We start from the raw sequence: 18,200 nt of genomic DNA on the forward strand, positions 1-18,200 counted from the left end.
CCTCAGCCTTTTGCCTCACGGCGGTTCCACCAGGATGCCAAGGCGACGCCAGAGAGGTTGTGCCACAGGCTGAATAAGGCTCCGGGTAGCGCCGCAAGTCCCGTGAAGAACTGTTGTCCCAATTGAACGGCGAGACCGGAATTCTGCATGCCTACTTCGATTGCAAGCGTGCGTCGTTCGTCTTCCTGCGCTCCCGCTAACCAGCCAGCGCCATAGCCCATCGCCAAGCCAAGCAGATTATGCAATATGACTGCGCCGATTATTGCCGCAGGAAAATTAAGGACGTTCTTCTGGTTGAGGCCCATGACAATTGCGATGATGAATACAATTGAGAGCATCGCAACCCATGGGAATATTTTCAATATGGGCTTACTTCGTCCTCCCAGAAAATGCCGGACAATGAGCCCGAGAATGATCGGGGCGAGCACAACTTTAAGGATGTTGATAAACATGCTGGTAGCGGGCACCTCAATCGCAGCACTGGCTAGCAGTTCGACTAAGAGTGGGGTGAGTAAGGGGGCCAGTAGGGTTGAGCATGTTGTTAATGAAACAGACAAGGCGACGTTGCCACGAGCTAGATAGGTGACGACATTCGAGGCTGTTCCACCCGGGCAAGCGCCGACTAGCACCATCCCCACGAGTGCTTCATCGGGTAGTTTAAAAGCCTTGCTGATCAGCCATGCCAATAGCGGCATAACAGTAAACTGAGCGACCACACCTATGCCGATTAGTCGCTTGTGATCCCAAACTCGCTTGAAGTCGACGGGGGTTAGGGTGACACCCATTCCGAACATGACCAAGCCGAGTAGCCAGGCTATGTAGCCTTTGGCCCAGATGAATAAGTCGGGCTCCCACAGAGCCAGTGCCGATGCTGCGATCGCCAAGGGCAGGAAGAGGTATTGCAGCATGAATCAGGTGTAGAGGTAGATGAGGACCGCGACGGCCAGCACGATACGATACCAAGCAAAAAGAGCTAAACCGTGTTTGGACAAATAGGCGACGAGCCATTTGACCGCCAGCATTGCGGATGCCCAAGCAACGATGATACCAAATAGGGCTGGGCCGGGAGAAAGTGCTTTGAGCATCACCGGCCCCATGGTTAACGCTTTGTAGGCGGATGCGGCGGTCAGGGTGATTAACCCAAGCAAAAAACTGAATTCCGCTGCGCGCTTGGGGGTTAATCCAATCACATAGCCGCCGACAATGGTCATCATCGAGCGACTTGTACCAGGCCACATGGCGATGCATTGCAGGAAGCCCACCGTTAGCGATTGCTTGAGTGTTAACTCGTGCAAGTCGGGGGAGGCGTCTTCCATCGCTTTGGGACGCCGAGAGCGGCGTGCTTCTACTGCGAGCATTAGGATAGCCCCAGCAATAAGCGCGATGACAATGGGGATGGTGTGGAATAGCTTTTGCTCGATCCAGTCGTCCAGCAACAAGCCAATAAAGGCTGCGGGTAGAAAAGCAGTAAAGAGGTTTCGGGTTAGCAGTAGCCCCGTTCGACTTTGGCCGAGCACACCTCGGAGCATATCGATCAGACGACTCCAATAGAGTAGCACCACAGCCATAATTGCGCCGAACTGGATAATAATGGCGTAGGCGTTGGCGACATTTTCCAGTGTCAGCGGTTCGCTGTCGTCTCGGAGTATCGGCTGGCCAAGATTATCAGTCAGCACGGTTTGAGTATTCAACCCGAGCAAATCGTTGGTGATGAGCAGGTGACCGGTTGAGGAAATGGGGAGATATTCGGTAATCCCTTCGACGAGCCCCAGAATCAGAGCATCGATGTAGGAAATCTCGCTCTTGGGCATCATCTCAGGGGCTTGGACTTCCGCCTCCGTCTCACCGTAAAGTGAGGCAGAAAGCAGGAGAGCCAAAATAAATAAGAGGGCTTTATTCATAGGGAATGTTTACATCTGGCCTAAGGCGCGAGTAGTGTAAAGCATGGTCTGCCCTGATAACAAAGTGTTTGTCACGTCGCATGCGTATGTCTAGACAGCCATCATGTTTTCCCACCTATCGAGAAAAAATTATTGGCGGCGTTTGTTTCTAATCGCCTTCTTGTTTCTCAGTGTCGCGATGGGTGCCCGTGCGGATGAGTCTCCGAAGGTGCTAGCGGCGATCAAATTCCCCCCAGTAAAGGCGCTTTCGAATGAATTAATGGGGCTGACACGCCAAGTTATGCCCGGACAGCAAACGGAAATGTGGCCGATGATGCTATTAGGTGCTTATGGCTACCCTAACTTTGCTGGTGTCTCGGAAACTCAGGGGCCGACAATGTTTTTTTTCCACGCAGCCAAAGGCGACCCCACGCCTTACGTAATCCTTACCAAGATGAGTGAGAAGGCCGCGATGCGCAAAGCGCTCACGATGAAATCTAAAGGCGGCAACTCGATGTTTGGTTTCCTTTCACCCGGACTGGTCGCAGTGGATCGAGACGGTTGGACGCTTTTTTCAAACGATGCAGCATCGTTTGAATATGTTCAGGACCTTGACGCTTTGGCGCACTTATCCGACGAAATGAAAGGTTTTGATATCAATGCACGCGTTTTTGTCGGGCCGGAAATGATGTCAAAATGGGTGCAGAACATTAAGGAAACCATTGCGGATGACCACGTGCTCAACGGTGGTTCCGTGAAGGACCCAGCTCTCCTGCATAAGCAGTTGTTTGTCGAATTCCTCGCAACTATCGGTGAGAATATCGAGTGGGCAGGTATCGGTCTGAATATTACGCCTGATGAGGTCGCTATGGGATTTTCAGTGCAAGCGATTGAAGGTGCGCCAGAGTATTCGTTACTGTCAGCCAAGGCGGGTGGCCCGACTCCGATTGCCAACTATGTAGCGCGATCCATGGTCTCCTATGTGTCCAATGTCGATCATCATGAGATCTTGAAATATTATGAGGTTTTAGAAAGCCGAGCCATGGAGGTCGTTACTGAAGAGGGGCGTAAGTGGCTGACGAAAGCGGGTGAAGTTAACCGTACCCTTATCTCAAAAATGGGGGACTCGCATGTCGGTTCCATCGCTTTTTCAGACGAAAACGTTGTCGCTACATCTGCGATGTCCAGCGAGTTGGATAACGCGGTCGTGGTTGAGTCAATGCGCTTCTATTATGAGGAACTCATGCCGTATTTGCTACAGCAGTGCAAGGCGATGGGGTATCCGCAAGAAGCTATGGAAATGGTGATTAAAGCGGATGTCGCCGAAGTTCAGAATAGCCCCGTTAACGAAATTCAGTCCAAAATAGGTTCTCCGCTGGTGGGGCAACTTGATCCTACGAACGAGGAAGAGTATATAAGGACGGAGCAGACATTTTTTTCCGTCGTTATGGGCAATGTGCTTTCATCAACTAAGCTCGATGTTCTGGAGACACTGGCCAACAATTTGACCGAGGAAAAACCTGTTGCCGATAACATCGCATCACGCATTCAGCTGGCAAATGGGCAAGCCATTGGCTCAGAAATCGATGTCGGTTCTGCAGTTGAAATCTTTGCGCAAGGATTTGATCACGAAAGCGAGTTTGCGCGGCAAGCATTGAAGCAGTTGATGGCAAGCGATCTTGCTCCGATCACCAGTAGCCTTCGTTTGGGTGACGGCCAGGGTGTCTACGAATTCGCCGTGCCGGTGAGTACGATTGTGCAGCTTTCGGAAGTTAGTCGCCAAATTAAGCAATCTGAGATGGAAATGAAGACGATGGGCGGCGAGCGCCCGCAAGCATCACCCAAACCTGAACCGGCTAAGTAGTCGGCTTCCTAATTTAGATATCGTGTCCCGACCTAGCCCTACAAAACGCACTGCTCGCTTCCCTGAGCCTGTCCCTGCACGCCGTGAAGGTGAAATGGACGGTTTGCCTACTGTGATGATCGTGAACACGGCGCTCAAGGGATACGCCGAAGCTGACGAGTTTCCTTATCATGTCAGGATTGCTGTCGGCTATCAGTCCAACGATGCGCTTCTCGGTTTACCGACGCCTAAAGAGATTCGCACATTGGAGTCGCTGGAAGACTCAGTACTGGCGGCGGTGCGTAAGGCTGGAACTGGGCATTATATTGGGAATACTTCTTGGAATGGTGTGCGCGAATACAACTTCTATGTTGATGAGCCTGAAGCGGTGGATGCGCGATTGGAAAAGCTTGCCGAGCAGCAGCATCGGCCGATTCAATATGAAATCCAGGAAGACCCTGATTGGGAACGGGTGACATTTTTCTTCGACTACGATCAATGAAAAGCGCAATTGTCATAGGTGGGGGCATCACTGGACTTACGCTCGGTTGGGCACTTCAGCGCGCAGGTAAATCGGTGCGCGTGCTGGAGAAATCCGCGCAGGGGGGGGGGGCAATCCGTACGTTGCGTCGTGATGGCTACCTTGCGGAGGCAGGGCCAAACTCACTTTTAGTCACAAGTCCGGCGTTGGAATCCTTTCTACGTGGTCTCGGGCTTGGTCCGCAAATGCTCAAACCCACTGAGTCAGCGAAGAAGCGTTATATTTTAAAGGATGACGAGTTTGTTGTCGCTCCGATGGGGGGGGGGGGGATTATTTCCACGCCGCTTTTTTCTACTGGTGCGAAGTTTCGTCTAGTTGGTGAATTATTCGCTAAGAAGCCAAGTGGGCTCCTTGAAGAGAGCTTGGCGAGCTTCGTGGAGCGCCATTTTGGGCCGGAAGTGTTGGACTACGCCGTGAACCCCTTCGTGGGGGGGATCTATGCAGGAGATCCGCGTAAACTCTCTGCTCAGCATGCTTTTCCAATGCTGGCGGAGGCTGAGAACGATTCTGGTTCTGTTATCATAGGTATGATTAAAAAACGCCGCGCAAAGCATGCCCGTGGCGAGACATTTAAGCCCTATTCGCTGTCGTTTCGAGATGGCCTACAGGCGCTGCCCGATGCGATTGCAGCCAAACTTGGTCCGGCACTGAATTTATCGGCGGAAGTACTTTCAATTGAGCAAATCGATAGTCGCTGGTCGGTGACTTGGCGTAATGCCACAGGCGTCGAGCAAACAGATGTCACCGATGAGTTATATTTGACGATTCCATCCTTCGCGCTGGCTGATCTGCCTTTACCGGACAAGGTAACTGAATCGCTGTCGTTGCTAACAGAGATCGAATATCCGCCGGTGGCCTCAGTCGCTTTGGGCTTTGATCGCTCGAAGGTCGCGCATCCGTTGGATGGTTTTGGTGGGCTGATTCCCGAGATGGAGGACCGCGCTGCGTTAGGCATGCTATTTTCCTCATCGTTGTTCACTGGTCGTGCGCCTGACGGTAAGGTGCTGCTAACGGTCTTTCTCGGTGGTGCCCGGCAGCCCGAAATTGCCCAGAAGGCACCCGAAGAAATTCAGGAAATCGCCGTTCACGAGGTGAACCACCTTCTTGGTGCGACGGGCAAACCAGAGTTCGCAGAGGTCACCGTTTGGCCGCGTGCGATCCCGCAATACAATGTTGGCTACAGCGATTTCCTTGACCAAATTGCAGCCACAGAAAATGCGTTTCCTGGCCTGCATCTATTGGGAAATTATCGTGGTGGAATTTCTGTCGGCCAGTGCATCATAAATGCAGCGGAGGCAGTGGAGCCACTGGGGTAATTCTATCCGACATCTTGCTCGAACAGCAGCAAATCGATGTGGCGGAAAACCAGCTCGCCCATAGTGTTGCAGTCAAGGAATCCCCTGAAGTCATGAAATTCTGCAAGCTCTTCTTTGAGCTGTTCGGTTTTTTCTGGCGTTGATATTTCGTCTTCGCCCATGCAGACACGCAAGTTGCTGAGGCGATAGGGAATCGTGTTGGCGCGGCGAGCCATCAACGCTCGTTCCTCGATCTGATACTGCTGGATTGTTTCGTGGTTGAGCAGGCCTGTGCAGAGCTTTACCACGGGCAAGTTGTCCTTAAAGAATTGTGGTAGGTAGATCTTGTGCTTACCCTCATAGCTTTGCTGATCGAAGTCGATTGGTCGTACGCGATATTGTTCGTTGTCGAAGTCTGGCGTGATGCCGACGACGTAATTATATGATCGCATATCGCCGAGCAAGCGGGTGAAGCAGCGCTCATTGAACTTGATGAATTCCTTGGCAACACGGACGCGATTAAGGCTGTCACGGTTAATGTAATCACGGATGAACTGATCACCCGGAACGCCGACAATGTGCTCCTCAATGAGGGTGTCTTGATAGACCAAGTAATTGATGCTTGATGGCGAGAGTAGCTCCTCAAGCTCAAGTCCGTAGATGCGCGATGCGTCGGCGCGCTTCACGTAAAAGTAGTCGTAGTTGTCGTTATATTGGTTGATAATTCGGATGCGGAAGGGGAGCGAATTACCGAACGAACAGAAGTCGACGCGGTCGACACGCAGGTGTTCAATACTCTCGGTGCCTGCGATCTGGAGCAGTGCATAAATGCGGGTCAGTGCCTCGTTGATTTCGACGAAAATCGTCGGCTCATAGATGAAGGTTCGCCAGAGGGTATCTTCACCATCACTGTTGAGTAAAGGAAAGGACTCGTAGGGAGTCGTAAGGCCTTTGTAAAGAATCGGCAGGTCAATTTCCCGTCCGTATTGCTTGAGGTAAGAGTGCAGGTCTGCGTTGATGTTATAGTGCTTCTTACGCTTTGATATAACCTGCATGGCTTTTGATGTTAGACTGGTAATGTCAGAATTGGCCAGCGCGATTTTAGTGTGGAAGCCAAGCGCGTCGGATTTGTTGACGCAGGCTTTCGGGCAGACAAGCAATCTGAGTAAATACGGTTAAATCGCGTAAACCAGGGCGGCCATTTCGTATTGCTTCACGTAAAATGTATAACAGTGCATCATAGGCGTGCGTCCGGGCTGCTTCGTTGGCCACGACCGTAAGCAAACAGGCGGCGTAAGCTTCTGGTGAGAACAAATGTCGTTGTCGCCGCGCCCACAAGTAATAGGTTTTCCAAGAATTCTTTTGATTGGAAATCCGCGGTCGATCATCATCAAAATGCCAGATGCTCAGTGGTTCCATTATTACGCGCCAGGGTGTTTTCATGCCTACAGTGGCTCGGCAGAGCCAGTCACAATCATGAAGGACAACTCTGCGAGAGCCCCAGGGAATCTTGCGCCAGATGTCTTTGGGGCCAGAAAGTGAAGAGGTTAGGAGGAGGCCTTCGCCGTGGACCAAACTTCGTCGCCGAAATGTATAGTCAGGATAGGCTTCGCCGAGATCGGGTTCACGCCGCGGCATCACTTCTTCTCCTCTCGTGGAACGGCGGATAACCTGATGAGCTAGGATGCCTCGATAATTATTTGCTTTGGCGTGCGAGCGGCAGGTGCTTAATTTATGAGGGAGCCATTCGTCGTCGTCGTCAAGGAACGAGACCCATTCTCCACGCGCCTCCTGTACGCCAACGTTGCGTGAGTGATTGCCATTGTTCAATACAGAGGTTTCTCGGTAGCGTATTCTCACATCGCCGAATTGAGCGATGACTTCTTGGCTATCCGGACAAGGGCCGTCGCTGACAACGATTATTTCCCAGTCTGACAAGTCTTGTCGTAACACGGAAACGATCGCACGTTTCAACAGGATCGGACGTTGGTGCGTGGGGATGATGATCGACGTCCAAGGCATGACGGAATGCGTTTATGCCTAATGGAAGCGCCGCCGCAAATTGGTTGGCAAAATGCCGAGCTCTTCGCGGTATTTCGCCACTGTGCGCCGGGCAATTTTTACGTCTTCTTCAGCCAGGATTTTCACGACTTCCTGATCGCTGAGCGGCTTGGCGGGATTTTCATCACCAATGATATGCGCGATGCGATCCTTGATGCTTTTATTGGAAACGGATTGGCCGTTTTTACCTTGATAGCCAGGAGTGAAGAAATATTTGAACTCAAAGACGCCGTGTGGCGTTTCAATGAACTTGTTGGCGATCGCGCGGCTCACAGTGGTTTCATGCACGCCAACTGTCTGTGCAATCTGATTCATGGTCAGCGGACGCAGTTTTGAGACGCCATGCTCGAAGAATTCCAGTTGGTATTTAAGGATTTCTTCGGTGATGCGCTCAATGGTCTGCTGGCGCTGTTCGATCGAGTTCATCAGGAACCGGCCAGCACGGATTTTTTCGCGGATATATTCTTTGTCTTTGCCGACGATTTTTCCAGTGGCAATCATCTCCTTGTAGGCTGGGCTGATGCGTAGGCGAGGGATGTAGTCGTTGTTCAGAATGATGACCCAAGTATCATCCTGTTTTTCGACGGTGACGTCGGGCACGACAACACGGTTGTTATCATCACTGAACTTACTGCCTGGGGCGGGATCAAGCGCGGCAATTTCTTCAATAGCGAACTGAATCTCGTCAACTGAAGCGCCTGCTTTACGGGCAATATCAGGAATCCGGTGTCGGAGTAGCAACTCGTAATGATCGCGAATGATTTCTGCCGCCAGCGTGTCCTCGCGCTCCATCAACTCTAGCTGAGTGAGGAGGCAATCTTGAAGATCTTTTGTGCCGATGCCAGGGGGGTCCAAAGTCTTGAGCAGATCCGAGGCGGCCTGCATGTCTTGGAGTGGGAGACGCGTCATCAATGCGGCGTCGGAGAGCGTAGTCGTCAGAAAACCGCGATCGTCAAGGCTACCGATTAGATAGTCTACGCCTTCTTTCATCGTGGGCGTCATGTCACACAAATCGGCCTGGCGAATCAGATGCTCCTGTAGTGATGTTTCACTGACGAGCGAGTCAAAAAAGTGTTGGCGACGCTGGGCGTCCTCGCTGGTGTAAACTGAATTCGACGCCTCTTGGGTGTAGTATTCCCGGTAATCCTCGTCGAGCTGGCTAAGCTTGGAGTAGTCCTCTTCGCTCAGTTGCATTTCGTCATTGCTGACGTTGTCGTTGTCGGTGGCTTCTTGATTGGCCTCCGAGGTCTCTTGCTCCAAGCTAATGCCTTCGATAGGCAGTTCTTCGAGCGTTGGATTTTGCTGCAATTCTTCTAAAATGGAATTGCGAAGCTCGAGAGTTGCCGCTTGGAGGATTTTAAGGGACTGACGCAGCTGTGGCGCTAATACTAATGTCTGCGCCTGTTTCTGTACCTGTTGAAGTCCCTGATGTGCCATATGAAACTGATAGAAAGTCGCTCACGATCGGGGTAAGTGGGCGGTAGATGTAAACTGTTAGCGTTGGGCGTGACGTAGGGCTGCGCCGTCACCATCTGGCCCGAAAAGATCTTGCACATAGAGTGCGAGTTTTTCGTTGGTCGGTCCGTATCCATCACTATAAAGATAAACTTCCAGTGCGGTCAGTAACTCGGTGGCAGATTGGTAGCGATCTTCACGCTCACGGGCCAGAGTTCGGTAGAGAATGTCGTTGAGCTTGTCATCGACGCCGTCGCGCATGCGGCGGAAATCTGGCAGCTCCAAAGTCAGAATGCGCTCGCGAGTGGTGTCCGAGTCTTCACCCTCAAAAATATTGTAGCCGAGTAACAGCTCCGAGAGGACGATTCCACAAGGGAAAATGTCTGCCCGAGCGTCAGTGACCTCTTTGCGGGCTTGTTCAGGAGAGAGGTATTCGTCCTTTCCTGCAATGACTTCGCCTTCCTCATTATACATGAGATCCAAGGCTTTAGCGATACCGAAGTCAGTCAGCTTCACGTCACCTTCGTAGGCGAGCATGATGTTTTTCGGCCCTACGTCGCGGTGGACAATCCCGAGGGGACGGCCATGCACGTCACGCTTTTGATGCGCGTAAGCTAGGCCACGTGCCACACGAGAGACGATAAATACAGCCAAGTCGACCGGGATCAACTGGTTCGTTTCGATGTGATGATTGATGAACTCCTCGGTATTGAGGCCGTTCACATACTCCATCACCATAAAATATTGATCACCCAAAGCACCTAGATGGTAGGTCTGGACAATGTTCGTGTGGATTAAGTCCGCCACCAGACGCGCTTCGCCGATGAAATTGCTGCGAAATTCGTCGAAGACTGAGAATTCTTCACGAATCAATTTAATCGCAACCACTTTACAAAACTCGTCGCTGCCGTGTTGCCGGCCTTCATAGACGACACCCATGCCGCCTTCGGCGATCTTGCGCACCAGTTCGTAGTGTATCTCGTTGAAGAGGTGTTTTAAACGTTCCACTGTTCGCAAGATAAACTTCTAGGCGTAACGATCAAGCGGGAAATTTTTAAATGTGCACGTTTCTTGCTCGTGACCTTGTTGAAGCTCCGAATTTGACATTGGGGCTTGGTTCGGCCAAATTGTTGGAATGATCAATCTTACTGAATCCGCCGCCGAACAAATTCGCAAGCTGCACGCCCAGCAGGACGCCGCTGAAAAGGTTTTACGCGTCTTTGTTGAAGCTGGCGGCTGCTCAGGTTTTGAGTATGGAATGTCCTTTGATGTACCGAAGGAAGATGACGAGTGCCTGAACGATCAAGGAATTGATTTCATTGTCGACCCGGCCAGTTTTTCATATTTGGACGGCTGTAACATTCATTTCGATGATGGTCTCCACGGCAAAGGCTTTGAGATCAACAACCCCAATGCTGCCAGCACTTGCGGTTGTGGGAAATCGTTTAATTAAAGGCTAGGGCTGAAACATGTTCAGCGCCCGAACACTTTCAATCGCCATCCAAAGTATAAAGCCGCCAACTGGCAGGTAGACTAGCGCAGCTTTCCAGCGGCTAACTCCACCCGGATCGTATTTACCGAAGGTTGCACGCTCAAAGGCGCTGTTGGAAAAACGCCGAAACTGCGGGAGCAGCTTCCGTCTACCCTGCAATCGATCCCGCGCCGCCTGACGTTGACGGTGGTGATAGAGCCAGCGAAAGAAGTGGTTGAACATGGATAGGGCGAGGAGAAATTATTTCCGTGTCTTCGAGCGGTTGAATCGTAATAATCCAGTTTTTCTATACTTGTGAAAACAACGACGCAAACTATTCGGCAACTCAAGGGCAAACGTCCAATTGTGGTCCTGACCGCATACGACTTCATCACGGCGCAGCTCGCTACGGAGGCTGGAGTGGATATGATCCTGGTTGGTGATTCGCTCGGAAACACTGCTTTGGGTTATGAGTCCACAATTCCCGTAACGGTTGATGCCATGCTTCATCATTGCGCCGCTGTGGCGCGAGCGAAGCCTTCGGCTCTGCTGATGTGCGATGTGCCGTTTGCGGTGGCTGGTCATTCCACGGACTACTTGCTGGATGTCTGTACCCGCCTGCTCCAAGTAGGCGGCGCTGAGTGCGTAAAGATTGAAGGCGGGAAATTGATTGCCGAAAAGTGTGCTTCGGTTGCTCAGGCAGGGATCCCTGTTATGGGCCACATTGGTCTGAAGCCGCAGGATGTGCTTCAGCTCGGCGGCTACCGTAAATTTGGTAAGAGCGCCGCGGAGCGCCAGATACTGATCGACGAAGCCCGGGCATGGGAGCAATCTGGAGCTTTTGCTCTTTTAATGGAGATGATGGACTTCGAAACTGCTGCAGCGGTTACTGAAGCGATCAGCATTCCGACAATAGGCATTGGCGCTGGCCAGGGTACTGATGGCCAAGTTCTCGTTATATCTGACGCCTTGGGGCTTAATGCTGGCAAGTATCCGGGCTTTGCCAAAAAGTTCGTCGATTTGCGGAGCATTGCCGTGGAGGCGCTGGCTCAATATGCGACCGAGGTGCGGGAACGGAAATTCCCCGAATGATCAGGAGGCCTTACGCCAGCGGTAGTGAAAATTGAAACGTGGTGCCTTGTGGCCCGGTTTCGACGAGTTCGATTTTTCCGCGATGGCTGTTGATGATCTGCTTGGAAATCGCCAAGCCCAGACCGGAACCTTCTGGACGACCCGAGAGGAACGACTGGAAAATGCGCTCGCGTAGTGCTGCGGGGACGCCAGGGCCATTATCGCTGATAATTACTTTCCCTTTGGGAGTATCGAGATTTTCATCTTTGGCGACGGTTACGATGACTTTGCCGCCGTCAGGCATGGCATGGAACGCATTGAGCACGAGGTTCAGCACCACCTGTTGAATCTGGCCCTTGTGTGCTTCTACGCGTAGAGACTGCTCAGCGGATTGGAAGACGAGATCAACGCCGGTTTGCTCTGCTTTGAGACGGACGAGCAAGACTGTTTCTTCGACCAATGTATTCAGGTCGTAGAGCGCGTGCATCTCAGTGCGGCTTTTCCCGAAAGATAGCACCCGGCCTACGATTTCCTCTAGCTGGATGATCTTCTCAGTGATTACTTGCGTGTCTTTACGGCGCGGATCACCCTCAGCGAAGTCTAAGGTGAGCGAGTCAAAAAGCAGCTTGATAACGGTCAGTGGATTACGGATTTCGTGTGCGATCTCGGCTGAGAGCAGACCTAGGGTAGTCAAGCGCTCATTCTTGCGGAGGCTTTCCTCACTTTGGAATACACGAGCATAGAGCTGGCTGTTCTGGATGGCAACTGCCCCCATGGAGGCCATGCTTGAGAAGAGTTGCCGCTCATCATTGTTGAAGCGGTGAGGGTCGTCGGTATAGGCATTGAGCACGCCGATTGACTGGTTCTCGCAAATAATTGGGGTTGCCAATAGTGAGGATAAGCCGGCGCTTTGAGTTAGCTCAATGAAATGGTGCTCTTCAGTCTGAGGCAGGTTTTGGATGGCGACCTGCTTTCGGCGGTCAATGGCGACCCCGACGGCGGTCTCAGACAGGGAAAGTTCTTCTTGATAATCGATTGGGCCTTCGGTGCCCGAAACCGCTTCTAGTTGAAGTCGTGTGCGATCTTCGTTCAGCAGATAAATCGCGCAAATTCGGCAAGGCATGAGCTTGCGTGATTCGCGTGTAATGGAGTTCAGGATGTCCTTTAGCTCACGCTTACCGCCGAGTAGTTGACCAATGCGCAGCAGTGTTTGAAGTTGATGTGCCTTATCCTTAAGTTGCCGGATGAGCCATAGTCGACTAACCACAGATGTGGCTTCAATCGTTAGCAAGGAAAGTAGCTTAAGATCACGCTCGGTGAACGCATTTGGCCGATCACTGTCAACATTGACTACACCCACTGGCGAGCCATCAACTAACATTGGAGCGGCCATTTCAGATTGAATCGAGGCCTTGACCGGCACGTAGCGGGGGTCTTTATGGACCTCTGGCACCAACAATGGTCGACCATGCAACGCAACCCAACCGGTGATTCCGATGCCGAGTGGAAGGGCGAACTGACTGTTGTTAATCGAGAGTCCGCGGGTTACTTCAATCTCCAGCAGATTGGTGTCGGGATTGGTCAGGGCAACGGATGCGCTGGATGCTCCGAGCACGTCGACGAGTTCCTGTAAAATGGTTTCAAGCGCCTCCCGGGCATCCTCAGTTTCACTGACCAGTCGGCTGATCCGATAGAGGGAATCAATCACAGAGCGTTCGGGCGGGGCGGAATTCATTCGGCAGTTTGTGAGTTCGTTGGTTAAAGAAGTCCGTAAGTTTAGAACCTGAAGCCCACATGGCGAACCAGATTATTCTATAACTTATGAACCAACCAACTTACTAACCAGTGGGCTATTCAAATCAGCCTGCGGCCTCAAATTCGTCGTGTGCTATGATGCGTTCGATTTCATCGCGCAGGGGTACGAGGGTGTCGGCGTTGCTGATCGCCATCGGTCGAGTGGGCTCGATGTAAAAGGTGTCCAACGCTGCACCGCGTTCGGTCGAAATACGAGCAAAACCAATGTCGTAGCCATGTTTGAAAATTGCGTAGGCCAATTGATAGAGCAACCCAAGGTGGTCATTGGCCTGAACCTCAACAATGGTGCGCTTGAGCGAGAGTTCATGGTAGACTTCGACCTTAGCCGGAATCGGCGCACGTAGTCGGTTGGTTTTGGTGGCACCAAACTGGGTTGCCAGCTTGTGCGCCTGTTCCTTAATGGCAGGCATTAGGTCAACGTTATGGAGAAGCGCCTGTTCCAAATGGTTGCGGAAGTTTACCTCTGCTTTACTGTCTTGCACTACGCCACCATCAGGCGCGACGACGTAGAACGTATCGATGGTAATGTGGTCATTTCTGGAGATTGCCTTGGTGCTCAGGATGTTTACCCCGGCGACTGTGAGTGCTCCGGCTAGCTTGTAAAATAGGCCAGCGCGGTCCCACGTGACAACATTGACAACGGTGAGGCCTTGATCCTCATCATTGTTCCAATCAACAACTGGGACGAGTGAGCCAATGCTATCTGCCTCAGAAATGGTCTTGAGCAGTTCATGCACCATTCGAATGTGGAGGATGATGTCATCCGCATCGTTGTGGATAAAATAGCGTTCAGGGAGGAGATTGAAATGTGCATCAATCTGATCTTTTTCAATGCCCTGCAAACGCCGTTCAATAATTTCGCGATAGATCATCGATTTGCGTTCCCTTCGTCGTTTGACCATGGCGTCGGGTTCATGGTGTAGGTTTTCCAGCGCGGCCCGAAATAAGCTTTCGTGGAGGGAGTCCTTGTAGCTGTTCCAGAGGCTGCTGGCAGTGCCCGCAGCATCGCAGTAGGTGTGCACATAGAGATAGCGAAGCGTGTCTTCGTCTCCAACAATATCGGCAAATCGTGCGGCGGTGATAGGGTCATCTATATCGTGCCTTTGCCAGAATCGTGCCATTTCGAGGTGATTCTCGACGATTGTTAAAATTATTTTCCGTCTTTTCTCATCGATACCCAGTCTTTTGAGGATCGGTTCGGCCACACGGACGCCATTAATGCAGTGTGATTGAATACCATCGGACTTACCCAAATCATGAACCAGAAGAATCAGGTAAAGAAGCGCGGGGGTTTCGGTTTTAAGTAGAGCCTGGTGATATTTGGGCGTGTAAACGCCATCTTCACGGAAAACTTCGTCAAGCTTTCGGATGCAGCTCAGCGTATGAATGTCGGCAGTGTAACGATGGTAGAACTCATGTTGGACTAAGCAGGTGATGTCACCAAATTCCGGTATGAAACGTCCAAGTACACCGGACTCGTGCATGAGCAGCAGGGTGGGGTAGACATTACCGCGGGTTTGGAGAATTGAGCGAAACGTACGGTTGGCTGACTCATTATGCATCAATTTAGCGTCGATCATATGGATCGATTGGCTCAAGAGGACCCGCAAATCAAGATCCGGCTCCAGATCATATTGCTGGAGATAGCGAAACATGCGGATCATCCGTGTAGGGTCTTGGATAAAGACGTCCTTATCCTGACTGGAGAGCTGTTTGGGACTGATCAGGAAGCCATCCAATTCCTTTTGGCGATCGATGCGGCGGGAGTCGATGACTGCCTGGAATGAGTAGCCTCGACTCGGCCCTAATTCACTCAGAGCAAGCCGTTGTTCCAGCAGTTTGGAGAGCTGGTAGATGCGGTTGGCGTGCCGATAGTAATCCTGCATGAATGCTTCCACGCGGCGGAAAATATCGCGCTGTTTGTATCCTAATGCCCAGGCAATGCCGGGTTGTGCCTCCAGGCTGAGTTGATCGTTGGGGCGCTTACTGTTGAAGTGTACCTCGTTGCGGACGCGAAGCAAAAAATCGTAGGCTTGGATCAAGTGCTTGCGCTCTTGGTCGCCCAGGAATTTTTTTTCCACGAGAGTGTCAAGCGAGCCTTTTCCTAGGCGCACTTCGGCCATCCACAGGATGTTTTGGTAATCGCGAAGGCCACCCACACCGTTCTTGATGTCGGGTTCCTGAAGGAAAACGCTGCCGCCGTATTTCTCTCTCCGCGCTGCTTGATCTTCAAGACGTTCCTTAGCGTAGGCCCGGTGATCTGCCCGTCGATAATAGCGACGATAGGTCTTTTCAAACTCATCATAGAGCTCTTTGGAACCGTAGATCAGGCGTGCTTCGAGTAGCGCGTTGAGTGTTTGTTGGTCAGCCTTGGCTTCGGTAATGGCTTCCTTAACCGTTCGGCTGGAATGGCCGATTTTCAGGTTAAGATCCCACATCGGGTAGAGGATTTGATCCGTGAGTACTTCTTGAAGCGGCTTGAGCAGATCGGGCTTCACCTTTTTGGGGTAAAGGAACATCACGTCGATGTCACTGAGCGGGCAAAGTTCTGCGCGGCCATAGCCACCGAGAGCCAACATGGCGACGGGATAGGGGGGGGGGCCAAATTTACGTTCGTAGATCGCGAGGGCGTTTTTGAACAGATACTCGATAAGAATATCGATCATTATGGTCCGCGCTTTGGCCACGCGGAGTCCGCCATCACCTTTCTCGTGATAGCGGTGCAGCATCTCTTGCTCAAGGCGTAGGTATTCCTTGAGTTGACGAAGTCGCTCACCGGGGGGGGTGTCGGGTGTGAAATCCAGACGTTTCTCCGCATGTAGTCGAATGCGGCGAAAGAGCGGGTCCTGTAGTGAGTTAATCAATCGTTTCGTTACAGAGGCATACCCGTATCGTAATTTCAACGGGGAAAATGCTATCGGTTGTACATTGTATGGGTTAAATATTTATCATGAATGAATTTGATGCAAATTGCATAGCCGATAACGTACCGATGCATGAAAAAAATTCTTTTAACTGGTTTTGGTGATTGGGCTGGAAGTAATGCAAATCCTGCTGGCGAAGTTGCACATGCCCTCAATGGGGTTCAGTTGGAGGGGGCAAGCATCCGTAGTGTCATTGCCCCATCTGTTTTCAAACAAATGGCTGGTTGTGTAACGGACGCCATTGATGCAGATAAGCCGGACATCGTCCTGATGATGGGCGAATACAATGGGCGGACTATGATTACTGTCGAACGTGTGGCTCAGAACTTCATTGACGCTACTCGCTATGGATTTGGTGATGAAGCGGGCGATATGCCGCAGGACGAAGCTATCGTGCCTGACGGACCCTACGCCTATCCAGCGACGGTTCCTCTACGCGCCATGGTCCGGGCAATGCGCGATGCAGGCGTGCCAGCGGATATATCGGACACTGCGGCGACTTTCGGATGTAACCTATTAATGTATAGCGTGTTGCACTATATCTCAAAAAAGAAACTTCCGATTCGCGCGGGCTGGGTCCACTTGCCATCCTTACCAGCTACTGCCGCACTCGATAAAAACGTTGGCCTACCCAGCATGGCGTTGGAGACCCAAATTGCCGGGCTCAAGGCAGGTATCGTTGCTGCTGCTGCGCACGCAACTGATATTGATGCTCCAATTTCATCAAGGCTACAGATTTAACGATCAACTGATGGACAAAGCGGGTTTTTTAGCAAAAAACCACTGCTGAACTTTACGATTTGGTAGCATATGTGCTTACGGGTGGCAAATTTCTTGCCGTGAAGTTGCTTTCTGGCGGGAAACTTACTTTTTTAGCCCGATGATTCCAACGAAGCATTCCTATCCTTATGATCCGACGTATGGTTATACGCTGGAGACTCTTCTGGAAATCGACTGTCCCCCGGAAGTGGACGGATTTTCGGACTTCTGGCGCGGCGCTTACGCTGCTGCCATGAAGGTTGCTCCGAAGGCCCGCATTATTGACACCGGCTTCGTAGAGAATGGTTGTCGCCTGTATGATATCTATTACACTTCGACTGACGGCATGAAAATTGGCGGCTGGCTGGTCGTTCCGGCCAAAGGCCCCATTCGCCGCGGATTTGTCATGGGTCATGGCTATGGTGGGCGCGAGCAAGGGGATTGTCATTTTCCCATTAAAGAATCGGCGATCATCTTCCCTTGCATGAGGGGGCAAAGTCGCAGTCCCAATCCGCCCATTTCGCCGGAAGCTCATTGGCACGTAACGCATGACATCGACAAGCCCACTCGCTATGTGATCCGCGGTTGTGTGGAGGACACTTGGCTCGCGGCGACTGTCCTGCTGAATCTTTATCCGCAAGTTGAGGGCCATCTTGGCTATTTGGGCAGCAGCTTTGGCGGAGGCGTGGGTGCGTTGGCTTTGCCATGGGATGATCGTTTTCAGAAAGCTCACTTGGGTGTGCCGACCTTTGGAAATCACCCGCTGCGACTAAAAATGCCCACCTCTGGTAGTGGTGAATCCGTCCGCAAATTCGTCAAAAAGTATCCTGGTGTGGCGGAGAAGACTTTGCCGTTTTACGATGCTGCTGTCGCTGCGACCCACATCAAGATACCAGTGCACTGTGTTTGTGCGCTATTTGACCCCAACGTCTGCCCACCAGGCCAGTTCGCTGTTTACAACGCGCTTGCGGGCCCGAAACAGCTGTATGTGCAGGACGCCGGACACTTTGCCTATGACAATGAGGCACAGCAGGGTGCCGAAATTATGGCTGAGATCGAAGCTTTTTTCCAAGACCTTTAACACC

16 protein-coding genes are annotated in these 18,200 nt (G+C 51.7%); 7 read left to right on the forward strand and 9 right to left on the reverse strand.

Annotated elements, in window-relative coordinates; all coding sequences use genetic code 11:
* Positions 1–2: 2 nt before the first annotated feature.
* Together IE065_RS14565 and IE065_RS14570 are read right to left on the reverse strand one after the other, a co-directional pair.
* On the reverse strand, positions 3–908 hold the full coding sequence (locus IE065_RS14565) for a bile acid:sodium symporter family protein (protein WP_189516395.1): 906 nt from the start codon (positions 906–908) through the stop codon (positions 3–5).
* A gap of 3 nt (positions 909–911) precedes the next feature.
* A complete protein-coding gene (locus IE065_RS14570; RefSeq protein WP_200163247.1) occupies positions 912–1,901 on the reverse strand; it encodes an undecaprenyl-diphosphate phosphatase in 990 nt (329 codons plus the stop codon).
* Between the two features lie 103 nt (positions 1,902–2,004).
* Here IE065_RS14570 and IE065_RS14575 point away from each other — a divergent pair, with 103 nt between their 5' ends.
* From IE065_RS14575 to hemG, 3 genes are read left to right on the forward strand one after another with little or no spacing between them, the layout of a single operon-like run.
* Entirely contained in the window at positions 2,005–3,744 is a 1,740-nt protein-coding gene (locus tag IE065_RS14575) for a hypothetical protein (protein WP_189516397.1), read from the forward strand.
* A 22-nt stretch (positions 3,745–3,766) separates the two neighbouring features.
* On the forward strand, positions 3,767–4,225 hold the full coding sequence (locus IE065_RS14580; protein WP_189516399.1) for a DUF695 domain-containing protein: 459 nt from the start codon (positions 3,767–3,769) through the stop codon (positions 4,223–4,225).
* Positions 4,222–5,580 carry a protoporphyrinogen oxidase gene (gene hemG / locus IE065_RS14585; protein WP_189516401.1) on the forward strand — a complete coding sequence of 453 codons (1,359 nt, stop codon included), beginning with the start codon at positions 4,222–4,224 and terminating at the stop codon, positions 5,578–5,580. The genes IE065_RS14580 and hemG overlap by 4 nt, the downstream gene beginning before the upstream one ends.
* Positions 5,581–5,582: 2 nt before the next feature.
* Here hemG and IE065_RS14590 read toward each other — a convergent pair whose 3' ends face one another.
* From IE065_RS14590 to IE065_RS14605, 4 genes are read right to left on the reverse strand one after another with little or no spacing between them, the layout of a single operon-like run.
* The gene (locus tag IE065_RS14590; RefSeq protein ID WP_189516403.1) at positions 5,583–6,614 is read right to left on the reverse strand and encodes a hypothetical protein; all 1,032 of its coding nucleotides are present in this window, start codon (positions 6,612–6,614) and stop codon (positions 5,583–5,585) included.
* Between the two features lie 46 nt (positions 6,615–6,660).
* A complete protein-coding gene (locus tag IE065_RS14595) occupies positions 6,661–7,581 on the reverse strand; it encodes a glycosyltransferase family A protein (RefSeq protein WP_189516405.1) in 921 nt (306 codons plus the stop codon).
* Between the two features lie 18 nt (positions 7,582–7,599).
* Positions 7,600–9,057 (reverse strand): RNA polymerase factor sigma-54, encoded by a 1,458-nt coding sequence (rpoN, locus tag IE065_RS14600; protein WP_189516407.1) that lies wholly within the window; start codon positions 9,055–9,057, stop codon positions 7,600–7,602.
* Between the two features lie 57 nt (positions 9,058–9,114).
* Positions 9,115–10,083 carry a serine/threonine-protein kinase gene (locus tag IE065_RS14605; RefSeq protein WP_189516409.1) on the reverse strand — a complete coding sequence of 323 codons (969 nt, stop codon included), beginning with the start codon at positions 10,081–10,083 and terminating at the stop codon, positions 9,115–9,117.
* Positions 10,084–10,210: 127 nt separating this feature from the next.
* Here IE065_RS14605 and erpA point away from each other — a divergent pair, with 127 nt between their 5' ends.
* Positions 10,211–10,528 carry an iron-sulfur cluster insertion protein ErpA gene (erpA, locus tag IE065_RS14610; protein ID WP_189516411.1) on the forward strand — a complete coding sequence of 106 codons (318 nt, stop codon included), beginning with the start codon at positions 10,211–10,213 and terminating at the stop codon, positions 10,526–10,528.
* 3 nt (positions 10,529–10,531) lie between these two features.
* Here the strand turns inward: erpA and IE065_RS14615 are convergent, their stop codons facing one another.
* Positions 10,532–10,789 (reverse strand): hypothetical protein, encoded by a 258-nt coding sequence (locus IE065_RS14615; RefSeq protein WP_189516413.1) that lies wholly within the window; start codon positions 10,787–10,789, stop codon positions 10,532–10,534.
* Between the two features lie 72 nt (positions 10,790–10,861).
* On the opposite strand from IE065_RS14615, the gene panB reads away from it, so the two are divergent.
* Complete coding sequence (panB, locus tag IE065_RS14620) at positions 10,862–11,638, forward strand: 3-methyl-2-oxobutanoate hydroxymethyltransferase (RefSeq protein WP_189516415.1); 777 nt, start codon at positions 10,862–10,864, stop codon at positions 11,636–11,638.
* Positions 11,639–11,648: 10 nt separating this feature from the next.
* Here panB and IE065_RS14625 read toward each other — a convergent pair whose 3' ends face one another.
* Positions 11,649–13,352: a GAF domain-containing protein gene (locus IE065_RS14625; protein ID WP_189516417.1), complete on the reverse strand. Its 1,704-nt coding sequence runs from the start codon at positions 13,350–13,352 to the stop codon at positions 11,649–11,651.
* Between the two features lie 124 nt (positions 13,353–13,476).
* The gene (glnD, locus tag IE065_RS14630) at positions 13,477–16,335 is read right to left on the reverse strand and encodes a [protein-PII] uridylyltransferase (RefSeq protein WP_200163249.1); all 2,859 of its coding nucleotides are present in this window, start codon (positions 16,333–16,335) and stop codon (positions 13,477–13,479) included.
* 93 nt (positions 16,336–16,428) lie between these two features.
* Between glnD and pcp the strand changes: the two genes are divergently transcribed.
* A complete protein-coding gene (gene pcp / locus IE065_RS14635) occupies positions 16,429–17,097 on the forward strand; it encodes a pyroglutamyl-peptidase I (protein WP_189516419.1) in 669 nt (222 codons plus the stop codon).
* A gap of 139 nt (positions 17,098–17,236) precedes the next feature.
* Complete coding sequence (locus IE065_RS14640; RefSeq protein WP_189516421.1) at positions 17,237–18,196, forward strand: acetylxylan esterase; 960 nt, start codon at positions 17,237–17,239, stop codon at positions 18,194–18,196.
* The last annotated feature ends 4 nt before the right edge of the window (positions 18,197–18,200 follow it).

The organism is Cerasicoccus arenae, from assembly GCF_014651635.1.
Lineage (GTDB): Bacteria > Verrucomicrobiota > Verrucomicrobiia > Opitutales > Cerasicoccaceae > Cerasicoccus > Cerasicoccus arenae.